The sequence below is a fragment of the Pantoea sp. C1E2 genome, from assembly GCF_056491465.1.
Genome location: NZ_JBSZHT010000002.1, coordinates 1,674,400 through 1,688,684 on the forward strand (window position 1 = coordinate 1,674,400; position 14,285 = coordinate 1,688,684).

The 14,285-nt window shown below is 54.3% G+C and carries 12 protein-coding genes; 6 read left to right on the forward strand and 6 right to left on the reverse strand.

Annotated elements, in window-relative coordinates; translation table 11 throughout:
* The first annotated feature begins 115 nt into the window (after nucleotides 1-115).
* On the forward strand, nucleotides 116-517 hold the full coding sequence (locus ACXI0A_RS08095; RefSeq protein ID WP_224929700.1) for an H-NS family histone-like protein: 402 nt from the start codon (nucleotides 116-118) through the stop codon (nucleotides 515-517).
* A 185-nt stretch (nucleotides 518-702) separates the two neighbouring features.
* On the forward strand, nucleotides 703-2,295 hold the full coding sequence (locus ACXI0A_RS08100; protein WP_224929697.1) for an ABC-F family ATPase: 1,593 nt from the start codon (nucleotides 703-705) through the stop codon (nucleotides 2,293-2,295).
* 494 nt (nucleotides 2,296-2,789) lie between these two features.
* Here ACXI0A_RS08100 and ACXI0A_RS08105 read toward each other — a convergent pair whose 3' ends face one another.
* From ACXI0A_RS08105 to ACXI0A_RS08120, 4 genes are read right to left on the reverse strand one after another with little or no spacing between them, the layout of a single operon-like run.
* Nucleotides 2,790-4,229 (reverse strand): succinate-semialdehyde dehydrogenase, encoded by a 1,440-nt coding sequence (locus ACXI0A_RS08105; RefSeq protein WP_476149464.1) that lies wholly within the window; start codon nucleotides 4,227-4,229, stop codon nucleotides 2,790-2,792.
* A complete protein-coding gene (locus ACXI0A_RS08110) occupies nucleotides 4,226-5,275 on the reverse strand; it encodes an aldo/keto reductase (protein ID WP_476149462.1) in 1,050 nt (349 codons plus the stop codon). The genes ACXI0A_RS08105 and ACXI0A_RS08110 overlap by 4 nt, the downstream gene beginning before the upstream one ends.
* Before the next feature lie 13 nt (nucleotides 5,276-5,288).
* The gene (gene fae, locus ACXI0A_RS08115; protein ID WP_476151116.1) at nucleotides 5,289-5,789 is read right to left on the reverse strand and encodes a formaldehyde-activating enzyme; all 501 of its coding nucleotides are present in this window, start codon (nucleotides 5,787-5,789) and stop codon (nucleotides 5,289-5,291) included.
* Between the two features lie 12 nt (nucleotides 5,790-5,801).
* Nucleotides 5,802-7,166, reverse strand: coding sequence for an MFS transporter (locus tag ACXI0A_RS08120; RefSeq protein ID WP_476149460.1), 1,365 nt, complete (start codon nucleotides 7,164-7,166; stop codon nucleotides 5,802-5,804).
* 221 nt (nucleotides 7,167-7,387) lie between these two features.
* Here ACXI0A_RS08120 and ACXI0A_RS08125 point away from each other — a divergent pair, with 221 nt between their 5' ends.
* Together ACXI0A_RS08125 and ACXI0A_RS08130 are read left to right on the forward strand one after the other, a co-directional pair.
* Nucleotides 7,388-8,305, forward strand: a complete 918-nt coding sequence (locus tag ACXI0A_RS08125; protein WP_476149458.1) for a LysR substrate-binding domain-containing protein — start codon at nucleotides 7,388-7,390, stop codon at nucleotides 8,303-8,305.
* 18 nt (nucleotides 8,306-8,323) lie between these two features.
* Nucleotides 8,324-8,896 carry a glycerol-3-phosphate responsive antiterminator gene (locus ACXI0A_RS08130; protein ID WP_476149456.1) on the forward strand — a complete coding sequence of 191 codons (573 nt, stop codon included), beginning with the start codon at nucleotides 8,324-8,326 and terminating at the stop codon, nucleotides 8,894-8,896.
* On the opposite strand, the gene ACXI0A_RS08135 is transcribed toward ACXI0A_RS08130, so the two are convergent.
* Nucleotides 8,893-10,338, reverse strand: coding sequence for an FGGY family carbohydrate kinase (locus ACXI0A_RS08135; RefSeq protein WP_476149454.1), 1,446 nt, complete (start codon nucleotides 10,336-10,338; stop codon nucleotides 8,893-8,895). The two genes, ACXI0A_RS08130 and ACXI0A_RS08135, sit on opposite strands and share 4 nt — an antisense overlap.
* A gap of 1 nt (nucleotide 10,339) precedes the next feature.
* Nucleotides 10,340-11,617, reverse strand: a complete 1,278-nt coding sequence (locus tag ACXI0A_RS08140) for an MFS transporter (RefSeq protein WP_476149451.1) — start codon at nucleotides 11,615-11,617, stop codon at nucleotides 10,340-10,342.
* 391 nt (nucleotides 11,618-12,008) lie between these two features.
* On the opposite strand from ACXI0A_RS08140, the gene ACXI0A_RS08145 reads away from it, so the two are divergent.
* The gene (locus ACXI0A_RS08145) at nucleotides 12,009-12,794 is read left to right on the forward strand and encodes an SDR family oxidoreductase (protein WP_476151114.1); all 786 of its coding nucleotides are present in this window, start codon (nucleotides 12,009-12,011) and stop codon (nucleotides 12,792-12,794) included.
* A gap of 30 nt (nucleotides 12,795-12,824) precedes the next feature.
* Nucleotides 12,825-14,276, forward strand: coding sequence for an FAD-binding protein (locus ACXI0A_RS08150; protein ID WP_476149450.1), 1,452 nt, complete (start codon nucleotides 12,825-12,827; stop codon nucleotides 14,274-14,276).
* Nucleotides 14,277-14,285 lie beyond the last annotated feature (9 nt).

Below are 14,285 nucleotides of genomic sequence, written 5' to 3' on the forward strand. Positions count from 1 at the left end.
GAATACGCTAATCTGTTAGGAATTATCCGTCCGCATAAATTAATTTATTTTTTTATTTGAATTGGGTAGTCTTGCCGCTACAGTTTATTAAAACCCCATATGCAAGGACATTGTGATGAGTGACGCATTTAAAGTTCTGAACAACATTCGCACATTACGTGCGCAAGCTCGTGAACTGCCATTGACCGATCTGGAAGAGATTCTGGAGAAATTAACCGTTGTTGTGACTGAACGTCGTGACGAAGTTAACGCCGAAGAAGCGCAGAACCGCGAGAAAGAAGAAAAGCTGTCTAAATATCGCGAAATGCTGTTGGCTGACGGTATTGATCCGAACGAATTGCTGGGTGCGCTGGAAACCGGTAAAAAACGCGCGAAGCGTGCACCGCGTCCGGCTAAATATTCTTACACCGATGAAAACGGTGAAGAGAAATCATGGACCGGCCAGGGCCGTACCCCAGCAGCGATTAAGAAAGCGCTGGACTCAGGTAAAAGCCTGGACAGCTTCCTGATCAAATAATCTGCACAATCCTTGTAAGCGGGAGCCGGAGACGACATCGTCTTCGGCTTTTTTATTTCTCTTTTTGCAACAACGCGTTCAGCATTTCATCTTCACGCTAACAGGCGCAAAGGTGGCGTCCTGATGCCCGTTTCTGGCATAATGCCCGCTGTTTTTTCCTCCATCGCGTAACAAAGGTCAATGCCGTGTTAGTTTCCAGCAATATCACTATGCAGTTCGGCAGTAAGCCGCTGTTTGAGAATATCTCCGTTAAGTTTGGCGGCGGTAATCGTTACGGTTTAATCGGTGCGAACGGCAGCGGTAAATCGACCTTCATGAAAATACTGGGCGGCGACCTGGTACCGACCAACGGTAATGTTTCACTCGACCCTAACGAGCGTATCGGTAAGTTACGTCAGGACCAGTTTGCCTTTGAGCAATTTAGCGTACTCGATACGGTGATTATGGGTCACGCCGAATTATGGGCGGTGAAGGAAGAGCGCGATCGTATTTATGCTTTGCCAGAAATGAGCGAAGAGGAAGGCTATAAAGTTGCCGACCTGGAAGTTGAATACGGTGAAATGGATGGTTACAGCGCGGAATCTCGTGCCGGTGAATTATTGCTGGGCGTGGGCATTCCAGTGGAACAGCATTACGGTCCGATGAGCGAAATCGCACCAGGTTGGAAATTGCGTGTGCTTTTGGCGCAGGCATTATTCTCAAACCCGGATATTTTGCTGCTCGATGAACCGACGAACAACCTGGATATTGATACTATTCGTTGGCTGGAGCAGGTGCTAAACGAACGTAACAGTACCATGATCATCATTTCGCATGACCGTCACTTCCTGAATATGGTGTGCACACACATGGCGGATCTGGATTACGGCGAACTGCGCGTGTATCCAGGTAATTATGACGAATATATGACTGCGGCAACCCAGGCGCGTGAACGTCTATTATCTGATAACGCGAAGAAGAAAGCGCAAATTTCCGACCTGCAATCCTTTGTTAGCCGTTTTAGCGCCAACGCCTCTAAATCTCGGCAGGCCACCTCGCGCGCTAAACAGATTGATAAAATCAAACTGGATGAAGTCAAAGCCTCAAGTCGTCAGAACCCTTATATGCGTTTTGATCAGGACAAGAAGCTGTTCCGAAATGCGCTTGAAGTCGAAACCATGACGAAAGGGTTTGATAACGGTCCGCTGTTTAGCAAATTGAGTCTGATGGTTGAAGTCGGAGAGAAAGTCGCGATTCTGGGCGCCAACGGTATCGGTAAAACCACTCTGCTGAAAACGCTGATTGGCGAACTGACGCCTGACAGCGGCACGGTTAAATGGTCTGAGAATGCGTTGATTGGTTATTACGCGCAGGATCATGCCGAAGATTTCGCCGATGACCTGAGTGTGTTCGACTGGATGAGCCAGTGGAAGCAGGAAGGTGATGACGAGCAAGCGGTGCGCAGTATTCTGGGCCGTCTGTTGTTTGGTCATGATGAAATCAAGAAGCCAGCTAAAGTGCTGTCCGGTGGTGAGAAAGGCCGCATGCTGTTTGGCAAGCTGATGATGCAGAAGCCGAACATCTTGATCATGGATGAACCGACTAACCACCTCGATATGGAATCGATTGAGTCGCTTAACCTGGCTCTCGAGGCCTATGAGGGCACGCTGATTTTCGTCTCGCATGACCGTGAGTTTGTTAGCTCGCTGGCCACCCGCGTGATGGAGATGAAAGGCGATCGCATTGTCGACTTCACCGGCAACTACGAAGATTATCTGCGTAGTCAGGGTATTGTTTAAAATCTTTATGTTGCCTGAAAGTCCCGGACTTTCAGGCATAAATGGTGGGCCGCTCCGTAAAGACGGCGTGAATACATCCCTGTAGCCTCGGTCGCCGCATTCCTGCGGTGGGCGCTTTACTCTGGTTTGCCAATTCGCCTGGAAGTCCTACACCTTCAGGCACAAATGGTGGGCCGCTCCGTAAAGACGGCGTGAATACATCCCTGTAGCCTCGACCGCCGCATCCCTGCGGCGAACGCTTTACTCCGGACCCACCATTCCTGCCTTTATCAATATTTGTGCCCTCTGTTGGTTAATTCAGCCTGCGCGAACAACGATTGAATTTAAACAGCCACACCAAAGTTTAAAGGGAAGATAAGGTTCGCCCGAAGAGCAAAGCGTCTGGGCCACGGATGGCCCAGCCGATCGGCATGGATGCCGGTTTCCTTTGCGATCGGGCGGACCTTATCTGACCCAGCACCCGACCTTCAGCGAAACCAGCGAAACCAGCCAAATTAACCAATCTGCCCAATATTCACATACTGGGTTTCCAGGTACTCTTCCAGCCCAACATCCGCGCCTTCGCGCCCTAATCCTGACGCTTTCACGCCACCAAACGGCGCCACTTCCGTGGAGATAATCCCTTCGTTAACGCCGACCATGCCGCTCTCAAGTTGCGGAGTCACGCGCAGTGCCCGCGCCAGATCGCGGGTAAACAGATAAGCAGCCAGCCCATAAGGCGTGTTGTTGGCGCGCTCGATCACTTCCTGTTCGGTACTGAAACGGAAGCAGGCCGCAACCGGTCCGAAAGTCTCTTCGTGTGCCAGACGCATCTGCTCATTGGCCTCGGCCAGCACCGTAGGCTGATAAAAGCTGCCACCCAACGCATGCCGCTCGCCGCCACAAACCAAACGCGCACCGTGCTGCAAGGCATCCTGCACATGCGCTTCGACTTTCTCCATCGCGCGCTGATGAATCAGCGGCCCTTGCTGTGCACCCGGTGTCAGGCCCGGCGCGACTTTCAACGCGTTCGCCGCTGCAGCCAATTTGGTGACGAATTGATCGTACACGCCATCCTGCACATAAAAGCGGTTCACACAGATACAGGTCTGGCCGCTATTACGGAATTTGGCTGCCATCGCGCTTTCGATTGCCGCATCAATATCAGCATCATCGAACACGATAAACGGCGCATTACCGCCCAGCTCCAGCGACAGCTTCTTCACTGAGCTGGCGGCATCACGCATCAGCAACTGGCCCACAGCAGTCGAGCCGGTGAAGGAAATTTTACGCACCGCATCGTTGTGCGTCAGCGTGTGACCAATCTCCACGGTTTCGCCGCTCACCGCATTCAGCACGCCAGCCGGAACACCCGCCTGTTCGGCCAGCACCAACAGGGCAAAGGCCGACAGCGGTGTCTCATTCGCCGGCTTCACAATTGCGGTACAACCGGCGGCCAGTGCCGGGCCCAGCTTGCGCGTTAGCATCGCCAGCGGGAAATTCCACGGCGTAATCGCGGCGACAACACCAACCGGCTGTTTCAGCGTCAGGATCAGATTGCCAGCCTTGGTTGAAGGAATCGTCTTGCCGTTGGCGCGCTTGCCTTCCTCGGCGAACCACTCAATAAAGCTGGCGGCGTAAAGCACCTCGCCGCGTGCTTCTGCCAGCACTTTTCCTTGTTCCTGCACCACCAATTGCGCCAGCGCTTCCTGATTCTCGATAATCAATTGATACCAACGCTGCAGGATCGCAGCGCGCGCTTTGGCGGTTAAGGCACGCCAGGCGGGTAGGGCAGCGGCGGCGGCATCAATCGCGCGGTTGGTTTCCGCCGCGCCAACGTTAGCGACCTGCGCCACTACGCTGTTGTCGGCCGGATTGGTCACATCATAAGTGCGATCGCTCTCCAGCCATTGTCCATTGCAATACCAGCCGGTACGCAGCAGTGAAGATGTCATGCGATATTCCTTGCAGATTGAAGTGTGTTATCAGTAAACACCGTGCGCGCAGCGCGGCTATGACGGGCGATACGTTTTCCCGCGGTGTAATCGTTGATCACATCGCACGGCGTGTAGTTGCGTTCCAGCTCGAAGCGCTCTTCGCTATCCAGCGGGGTATGCAGTGCCGCAATGGCGCTATCCAATTGGGCGACGCTGTCTGCGCCTACCAGCATCGAATCCACGCCTGGATGGGACAGCACCCAGGCCTGAGCAATCTGCGCACTGGTTAATCCACGTGCGGCGGCGACACGGCCGACGGATTCCGCAATCTGGATCGAGGCTTCATCGGCATACATTTCACGGGTGAAGAAATCGGTTTGATTACGGATGGATTGCGCATCGCCGCTCAGCAGTCCGCGTGCCAGTGGGCTGAACACGGAAACGCCCAGGCCCTGATCGCGACAGAACGGCATCATTTCGCGTTCCTCCTCGCGGTAGGCGCAGTTCAGCTGAAGCTGCATATTGATTGGTTTCACAAAGCTGTTGCGCTCGCAGCACCACAAAATCTTCGCCAATTGCCAACAGTACATGGTTGAGACGCCAACGTAGCGCGCTTTGCCACTGCGCACGATGCTGTTCATCGCTTCCCATGTCTCTTCGATCGGCGTGTTCACGTCGAAATAGTGCAGCATGTAGACATCAACATAGTCGGTGCCGAGGCGACGCAGGCTGCCATCGATGCTATCGAGAATGTGTTTACGCGAGTGGCCCTGATTGTTCTGACCGCCGCCAAGGGGATAACCGACTTTGGTGGTCAGTACCAACTCATCACGCTGGGCGATACGTTTTAGCACGCGGCCTACCACTTCTTCCCCGGCCCCGCTGGAGTAGAAATCGGCCAGATCGATAAAGTTAATGCCGTTCTCCAGCGCGTGGCGAATGATCGGCTCGCTTTGTGCTTCGTCGAAAATCCACGGTTTCCAGCTTTTGCTGCCCATATTCATGGTGCCGAGGCAAAGACGCGACACCTGTAAACCGCTGTGGCCCAGTTTGATGTATTCCATGCTGCAACTCCTGCTACTTCGGGGAATAAAAGGGATTGCCCAACTCGGGCAGGGCATTAATCAACTGCTGGCGGCCCGGCAGCTTTTCCATCGCCGCTTCTATCGCTACTTTGCAGGCCCGATAGTTGTTAGCGAACACTTCATCGAGATCGGTACAGCCAGGATTGACCCAGTTGGCGGTAACAATGCACCACTCATCTTCCGCTTCTGGTGGCAGCGTGCCTTGCAGTTGTGCTTCGGTCACCGCTTTGGCTATCGCCGCCTGCGATGCACCCCAGGTAGCGTTGCCGTGCAGATCGCTGCTAATGGCGGCTTTATTGACATACAGCGTCATTGGCTTGGCCGGTACGTTAGGCTTGATCACCACCATAAACGGGCAGTGGCCTTGTGAAGGGCTCGCCAGGCTGGTGGAGAACGCCTGTCCTACCACGCCATTGCGCGGTCCAATCATGATATTGATGTGCGATGCGTTAACGCCGTCGCCTGCGAAGCCTTCACCGATATACATTTCCATCATTACCTCCAGTTACAGATGTTGCGTTGAAGTTGAAGCGTTGGGGCTGAGCGGTTTATCCGCCGCCGGGGTGTCTTGAGAGGCGTCAGTGAGCGTCAGCCCTTTGGTTTCGGGTGCCCAGGCGATGGACACCAGCGCGCCGAGCACCAGAATCGCCGCCAGCAAACCCATGGTGCCGGCGATGCCGTAATTAACGATGGCGAGTGGCAGTAGCAATGTGCCGACCGCCGAGCCGAGTCGACTCATTGAGGTGGCGAAACCTACGCCGCGTGAGCGCACATCGGTCGGGAAGCTCTCTGCCGGGAATACGCCCACCAGGTTGCTCACGGCCGACATGATCAGCGTGAAGGCTGCAAACAACAGAATCAGCCAGATACCGGCGCTGTTGTGCAGCAGACTTAACAGCAGCAAACAGGCCGCGAGGAAAATAAAGGAACCGATCAGGAAGCCTCGGCGTGAGCACATCGCCGTCAGCACGATACCGAGCACGGCACCCACCAGCAGCAGACCGCTCAACAGCAGATCGGTGGCAAAGCCCTGATCCAACCCCATCTCACGCAGAATAGCGGGCAGGAAGGTGTAGATGGCGAAGTACGGGATCACCAGGCAGACAAAGAACAGGCAGTTAAAGGCGGTACGGCGACGATAGCGCGGGCGGAATAGCGCGCTCAGGCTGCCATCCTGCTCCTGCTGTTTCTCTTCCTGCAAAGTGACGTGGGAGCCAAACAAACGATGAACGATGGCCATGGCTTCCTCACGGCGACCACGACGCAGCAGCCAGCGCGGGGATTCCGGCGTACCAATACGCAACAGCAGAATCGCGAATGCAGGCAGGGCAGAGGATGCGAGTAACCAGCGCCAGCCGTCGACGTGGGCCTGCAGTGCCAGATGTCCGGCAAAGCTGGCAGCGACATAGCCGACCGTCCAGAGCACGCTGAAGGCACCTAATAGCACGCCGCGATGTTTACGCGGGGCGAACTCCGCCAGAATGGTATGGCCGACCGAGAAGTCACCGCCTAAGCCGAAGCCAATCAGCACGCGCAGCAGGAACAGTTGTTCCGCTGACTGGGCAAAAAACTGCATGCCGGATGCCAGAGTGATCAGGATAAAGCTGAAGCAGAAAATCTTCTGGCGGCCGACGCTGTCGGCGATCCAGCCGAGAATCAGGCTACCGAGGAACAACCCGATCAATGCAGAGCTGCCAATCATGCCTTGCCAGAATGGCGTGAGTGACATTTGCGGCGTCATTTGTGTCAGCGCGAAGCCAACGGAACCGAGAATGTAGCCATCGGTGAGATGTGCACCGAAGGTAAGCCCGGTGATTTTGAGGTGAAAGCGATTTAAGGGTACATCATCCATCAGAGTCGTTTGCGTCATGTTCCTTCCTCCTTCGGGGAGAGATGGTTGTTATTTTATTGTTATCTGGATGAGAAATTACTGTGACATTGGAGCCGGGGGCAGGCCAGTGCGAAAAAGTCATACCCCTATTCCGCAATTTCCTGTGATTGCACTCAAAAATTTAGGTTTACGTTCTCCGTTACCGTCTGGGTTGTGATTAGATTGGCGCGATGTTTTACCGCCTGGCTGCTGGAGTCAGAATGAGAAAGTTGCCTTCACTCAGTATGTTACGGCTGTTCGAAGAGACCTGCCGCACGCTGAGCTTCAGTAAATCCGCCGATGCCTTGTTCATGACGCAGAGCGCCGCCAGCCGCCAGATGCGACAGCTGGAAACCTTCCTTGGCAAAGATCTGTTCGTCCGAAGCCATAGTGGATTGATGCTGACGCCGGAAGCCATCCAGCTGCTGCCAGTGGTACGTCAATCGCTGGATCTGCTGGAAGAGGGCGTACGCAGCGTGCAGCAGCACAATCCCCGCCAGCACCTGCGTTTACAGGTCGCTCCTACATTTGCCACGCGCTGGTTAGCGCCGCGTCTGGTTTCATTGCGTCAACAGCATCGTCAACTGCAAATCATGCTGATCAGTGAAGCGCGGCAGAAATACAGCGACTTCGACTGCGCCATTCGTTTTGGCTCGCAGCAGGATGCGCAAGAAGCGGGCGCGGAAGGGGAATGGTTGTGTCATGAAACCCTGGTGCTGGTGGGCAGTCCGCTGTTGATGCTGGATGGCATGTGGCCAGATATCAGCCTGATGCCGCAGTTGCACGTGTTGAATGGCGACAGTCGGCTGGATAACTGGTCGCGCTGGTATCAGGCCTGCGGTGAAACTGCGCCGCCGGAAGATAACGGATTGGCGTTTAGCACGCAGGATCAGGTGATCAACGCCTGTGTCACCGGTGCAGGTTTTGCCGTGCTGGATCGTGCCATGGTGCGTAACGAACTCAGCAACGGCGTGTTGGTTCAGATCTCGCCACAGTTGCTTTCCAGCGCTAACGGCTATTGGCTGGAGGTGCCTTACGGCAAACAGATGTTGCCGCGCGTGGCGGTATTTCGGGATTGGCTGCTGGCGGAGATGCAACGTTTCAACGCTGCCACGCCCGCAGCCAGCGTTATCCTTTAGTGAAAAGGTGGATGTGTCGTGGATTTAGTTGAATTGTTAAAGAGCTCGCCGGTGGTCGCCGCCGTTAAAGATGCGCAAAGCCTGCAACAGGCGATTGACTCACCTTGCCAGGTGGTGTCGGTGCTGTATGGCAACATATGCAATATCGGGCGCATCGTCGGGCAGATAAAACAGGCCGGGAAGATCGCCTTTGTGCACGTTGATTTGCTGGAAGGCAGTTCGCGCCAGGAAGTGGTGATCCAGTTCCTGAAAATTGTGACGCAGGCGGATGGCATCATCAGTACCAAACCGGCGATGCTGAAAGCCGCGCGCCAGCACGGTTTCTGGGCAATCCATCGCCTGTTCGTACTGGATTCCATCTCCTTCAACAACATTGATAAACAGGTCGCGCAGTCTCAGCCCGATATTGTGGAGATCCTGCCTGGTTGTATGCCGAAAGTGCTGGGCTGGATCGCCGAACGCATCAGCCAGCCAATCATTGCTGGCGGGCTGGTGTGCGACGAAGAGGATGCACAGCTGGCGTTAGCGGCGGGCGCGTTGGCAGTCTCGACCACTAACGCTGGCGTCTGGCCATTGGCGCAGCGACGCTAAGCCTCCGCGAGTGGGCTAAGGCGCTTGAGCAGAGGGTCTAGCGCGCTGTGAAGTTGCTGGTAAACCTGCTGATTGAGTTGCTGATACAGCGCATGATGGCGAGCATTCGGCAGGAATGTCTCGCCGGTTTTCACCAGTGCCGTCACGCCTTCCTGATAGCTTTGCCACACGCCTAATGCCATGCCCGCATTGAGAGCACAGCCGATAGCGGCGGAACTGCGCATCGCATTGCGGCGGGCAGGCACACCAAAGATATCGGCGAACAGTTGCATAAACAGATCGCTGTTGGCACCGCCGCCGGAAATCACTAATTGTGTCAGCGGGCGATCCAGTGCCAGCATCATCGGATCCAGATGGTTTTTCATGGTGAACACGATGCCTTCCAGCAGAGAGCGGAACAGATGTGCACGCGTATGACGGCCATCAAAGCCAATGATCGCTCCTTTACGCCACGGTGCTTCGGCCGGTGCGGCCCAGTCGTGTAGCGTGATAAGCCCGTCGCTGCCGGCCGCTACCAGACTGGCTTCAGCGCCGAGCAGGGTTTCGATATCCACACCGGTGTCCTGCGCATCCTGCAGTGCCGCTGCGCCGAACTGATCGCGGAACCAACTCACCGTCCACATCCCCCGCCGAACGCCCATGCACTCGTAGAGAAAATGGCCCGGCAGCGCGGCCTGGAACGGCCAGAAGTGCTCGCTGGCGTGCGGTTGCGTGTCGCCATGCACCATCGCACCAATGTAAGTGCCCAGTGATATTAGCGCTTCGCCCTGAGCCAGCGCACCAGCGCCTAAGGCTTCCACCGCTTTGTCATGGGCGGTGGCGATAATTGGCAAACCCAACGGTAATCCGCTCGCCCGCGCGGCGGTTGAGGTGACCTCGCCTAACATTTCACCGGGACGTACCACATCAAACAGCTGATCCCGGTGCAAATGGCAGCTCGCCATTTTGCTGTCGTCCCACGTCTGGCGGGCATCATCCATTGGCCAGCAGCCGATATAATTAGCACTGGTATCGCGTGTCTGACCGGTGAGGCGATGGGTGATATAGCCGGAGGTGGTGGTGATCCAGCGCACGTCACCGTATTCCGGCGCGGGTTGATAAGGCTGGTTGAGCCGTGCGTCCATCCAGTTGATCACCGGCCACGCCAGCTCGCCATCTTGACGCATCAGCACCCGGCAGCAGCGAATCACGCACAGTCCGGCCGCCAGCAGCTGATGGTCCTGACCACCGAGCTGGTGGAAACGCGTCATTGCCGCACGGCAGGCCTGCTGGACCGAATGCCAAAGATCGTCATCTGGGTGTTCGGCACGATTGGGCTGAGGGATCTCCAGTGCACGCAGCGCCTGCTGTGCGCTGCACATCACCTCACCGTCGGTGCGGAAAATCACCACTTTGGCACTCTGTGTGCCGACATCAATTCCCATCAAATAACGCGCAGACATATCAGACTCCTTTTAATGGCGCGGCGTGACCAGCAGGTGAGACCCGCTTAATCTGGCTAATGAGTAAGGCGGTAAACAACAGCACCAGCAGGCTGGCGCAGCCGCCCATGATCCACATGTTGCGGTAGGCAAGGGCGGGCGGCAGCGTATCCTGCCAGTAACCCACCAGTGGATAGACGAACACATCGGGTAAGAAGCCTATGACTGAGCAAATACCAATGGTGGTGCCGAGGATCTGCTTTGGCGTATTCACTTCGCCGATGCAGGCAAAATAGAGGCCGCGTGAGGCATAACAGGTGAATCCCATCAATAAGATCAGGCCGATCGCCAGTGCCAGGCTGATCGGGGATTGCGTGACGACATACAGCAGGGCGATCACGCACAGGCAGAATCCAGACAGGAACTGGATCACGCGCGTTGGTGAGCGCCAGCGGCTGTAACTGGTGACCATGCCGCCCAGCGGACCGCAGATGGCACGGAACACTTTGTTGATAATGATGCCCATATAACTGGCGGCCACGAGTGACATGCCATAGATTTCGGACAGATAGTTGGTGGAGTAGCTGAGAATGGCGTAAATGGTATATACGCCAAAGATGATCATGCTGCAGTACCAGGTGGTGGGCATTTTCAGCACGCGAAGCGCATGCTGCAGACTGAAGGCTGATGATTGCTCCTCATCCTGCTGGGCAAAACCATCGCTGACTAAAAACCAGCAGGCAATGCCGAGTGCTACATAGGTGCCGCTGTAAATCAGGATCACCGCTTTCAGGCTATTCGGGTCGTCAGGGTGAAATTGGGCAAACACCCAGACGGTAAACAGCGCCAGCCCCATCACGCCGACACCGCGCAGGCCTTCCATCCAGCCCATAATTTTGCCTTGCTCTTCACGCGTGCCCAGCAGCGAAGCCGCTTTGATCGACACCGCCCACAGCAGCAGAATGGTGGTGATGGCAAAGGCGACCTGAATCAGCAACATTGCCCACAGCGGTGGATAGGTGGCCATAATGGCACCTAAAATGCCGGTGGCGATCATCGCACCAGACATCACTTTACGATGGGAAAATTTGTCGGAAATTAAGCCGCCGGGGGCATAAAGTAAAATAGCGGTAATACCAAAGGTGCTCATAATGATGCCGATTTCGGTATTCGAAAATCCCATAAATTTCGCCATCGGAATTTGGTAGATATAACGTAAATACGCCAAATCAAAACTAATGCCACCGCTGATGCTAATAACCGCTAATGTTAACCAGCGGATTGAGTTTTTGGTTTGCATCTTCTCCCCCAAATTAGAAACAAAAAAAAGAGAAAAGCGTCCTTTCCGCAATCGCAGAAAGTTACTTTTCTCTTGGTCTCAGACAGTAACGAGGAGCATTTTTAGCATGACAACTTACCATGACGTTGTGAAGGAAGTCACAGAATGGCGTTATTAAAATGACTCGGCTTATTCTTATATATTTTTCGCTGGCGTATTTATTCTGCTGCTTAATTCAGTGCCTTGGTGTCTTCCGTTTTTTTTGTGATTGAGATCGCTTTTTATTTCGAAATGCCCATGCTAGCGTAATCACCAGTTACTGGAGATCTGGAGAAAAGTAACTTCTTCGCTTTACTGCGAAGGAGCTTGCTTTTCTCCTTTTTTTTGCCCGTTATTCAGACCAGGAGATGGAATCATGACGGAATCGCTGGATACATTTTCACTCGATTTCTTTTCGCTGCTAGGGCAGTGCGCCATTGTCACCGGAGGCAACACCGGTTTGGGCCAGGCCTTTGCGGTCGCGCTGGCGAAAGCAGGTGCCAATGTCTTTATTCCTGATCTGGCGCCTGCCAATCCAGAGACAAAGCAACTGATTGAAAAACAGGGTGTTCGTGCAGAATTTATGCAAGCGGATATCACGCAGGCTGGCGAACCGGCACGCATTGTTGCGGAGTGTCTGGAGCGCTTCGGCCGGCTGGATATTCTGGTCAACAATGCTGGCATCTGTAAGCTCAACAAAGTGCTGGATTTCGGTCGTGAAGATTGGGATCCGATGATCTCTGTGAATCTCACCGCTGCTTTTGAGATGAGTCATCAGGCAGCGAAAATAATGGTGCCGCAGCAGAGCGGTAAAATTATTAATATCTGTTCGCTGTTTTCCTGGCTTGGTGGCCAATGGTCACCGGCTTATTCCGCCACCAAACATGCGCTGGCCGGTTTAACCAAATCCTATTGTGATGAGTTGGGGCAATACAATATCCAGGTCAACGGTATCGCGCCAGGCTATTACGCAACGGCCATCACCACTGCAACCCGCAGTAATCCTGAAACCAATCAACGGGTGCTGGATCATATTCCGGCGAATCGCTGGGGAGATACACAAGATTTAATGGGTGCAATGGTGTATTTAGCCAGCCGCGCATCAAATTACGTCAACGGCCATTTATTGGTTGTCGATGGTGGATATCGGGTTCGTTAATTAATCATATTTGTTGAGAGGAAGAATATTATGACGCTTTCACGTGAAGCCATTGTCGAGCAGTTAAAAGAGATCGTTGGCCCGCAACAAGTCGTGACCGATGAAGCTGAATTAAAACGCAGCAGCCACGATCGTTTTCGTAAATATGCCGATATTCACGGCGTTTATACTCTGCCGATCCCGGCTGCGGTGGTGAAACTGCAAAATACCCAACAGGTTTCGGATGTCTTAGCCTTTATGAATCGCCATCACATCAATGGCGTACCGCGTACCGGTGCATCAGCAACGGAAGGGGGGCTGGAAACCGCTGCGCCAAACTCGGTCGTGCTGGATGGATCCAGTATGAATCAGGTTATCAAGATCGATATTGAAAACATGCAGGTCACCGCTCAGTGCGGCGTCACGCTTGAAGTGCTGGAAAACCAACTGCGGGCACAGGGCTACACCACCGGCCACTCACCGCAGTCGAAACCGCTGGCGCAGATGGGTGGACTGGTCGCCACGCGCAGTATTGGCCAATTCTCGACGCTGTATGGCGCGATTGAAGACATGGTGGTGGGGCTGGAAGCAGTGTTCCCGAACGGTGACATCACCCGCATCAAAAACGTGCCGCGTCGAGCGGCAGGGCCAGATATTCGCCATGTGATTATCGGCAACGAAGGTGCGCTGTGTTACATCACTGAAGTCACGGTAAAAATCTTCAAATATCAGCCGGAGAATAATCGTTTCTACGGCTATCTGCTGGACTCGATGAAGACCGGGTTCGCCATTCTGCGTGAAGTGATGGTGGACGGCTATCGGCCTTCGATTGCTCGTCTTTACGATCCGGAAGATGCCAAACAGCACTTCAGTCATTTCTCGAACGATAAGTGCGTACTGATCTTTATGGCAGAAGGCACGGCGGGCATTAGCGAAGCCACTGGTAAAGGTATTGAAGGCATTGTGGCGAAACATTCTGAGTGCCAGCAGGTCGACAGCCAGCTGATCCAGACGTGGTTTGAGAACCTGAACTGGGGCCCGGAGAAAGTGCAGGCGGAGCGTGATTTCATCCAGCGCACCGGCAATATGGGCTTTACTACCGAGGTGTCGGGTGACTGGTCAACCATCAATGCCATCTATGAAAATGTGCTGAAGCGTATTCGCACTGAATTCCCACATGCCAAAGACATCACCATGCTGGGCGGTCATTCATCACACAGCTACATCAACGGCACCAATATGTACTTCGTTTACGACTACAACGTGGTGGATTGCCGTCCGGAGGAGGAGATGGCGAAATATCACGTGCCGTTGAATGGCATGATCGTGGAAGAGACATTGAAGTTGGGCGGCTCGATGGTGCATCACCACGGTATCGGTAAGCATCGCGTGCAGTGGGCGAAGCAAGAACACGGCAGCGCATGGCCAATCTTGCAGGCGTTGAAAACCGCGTTTGACCCGAACGGGATTATGAATAAAGGCACCATCTTCCCGCAGGAGTAATACACACAA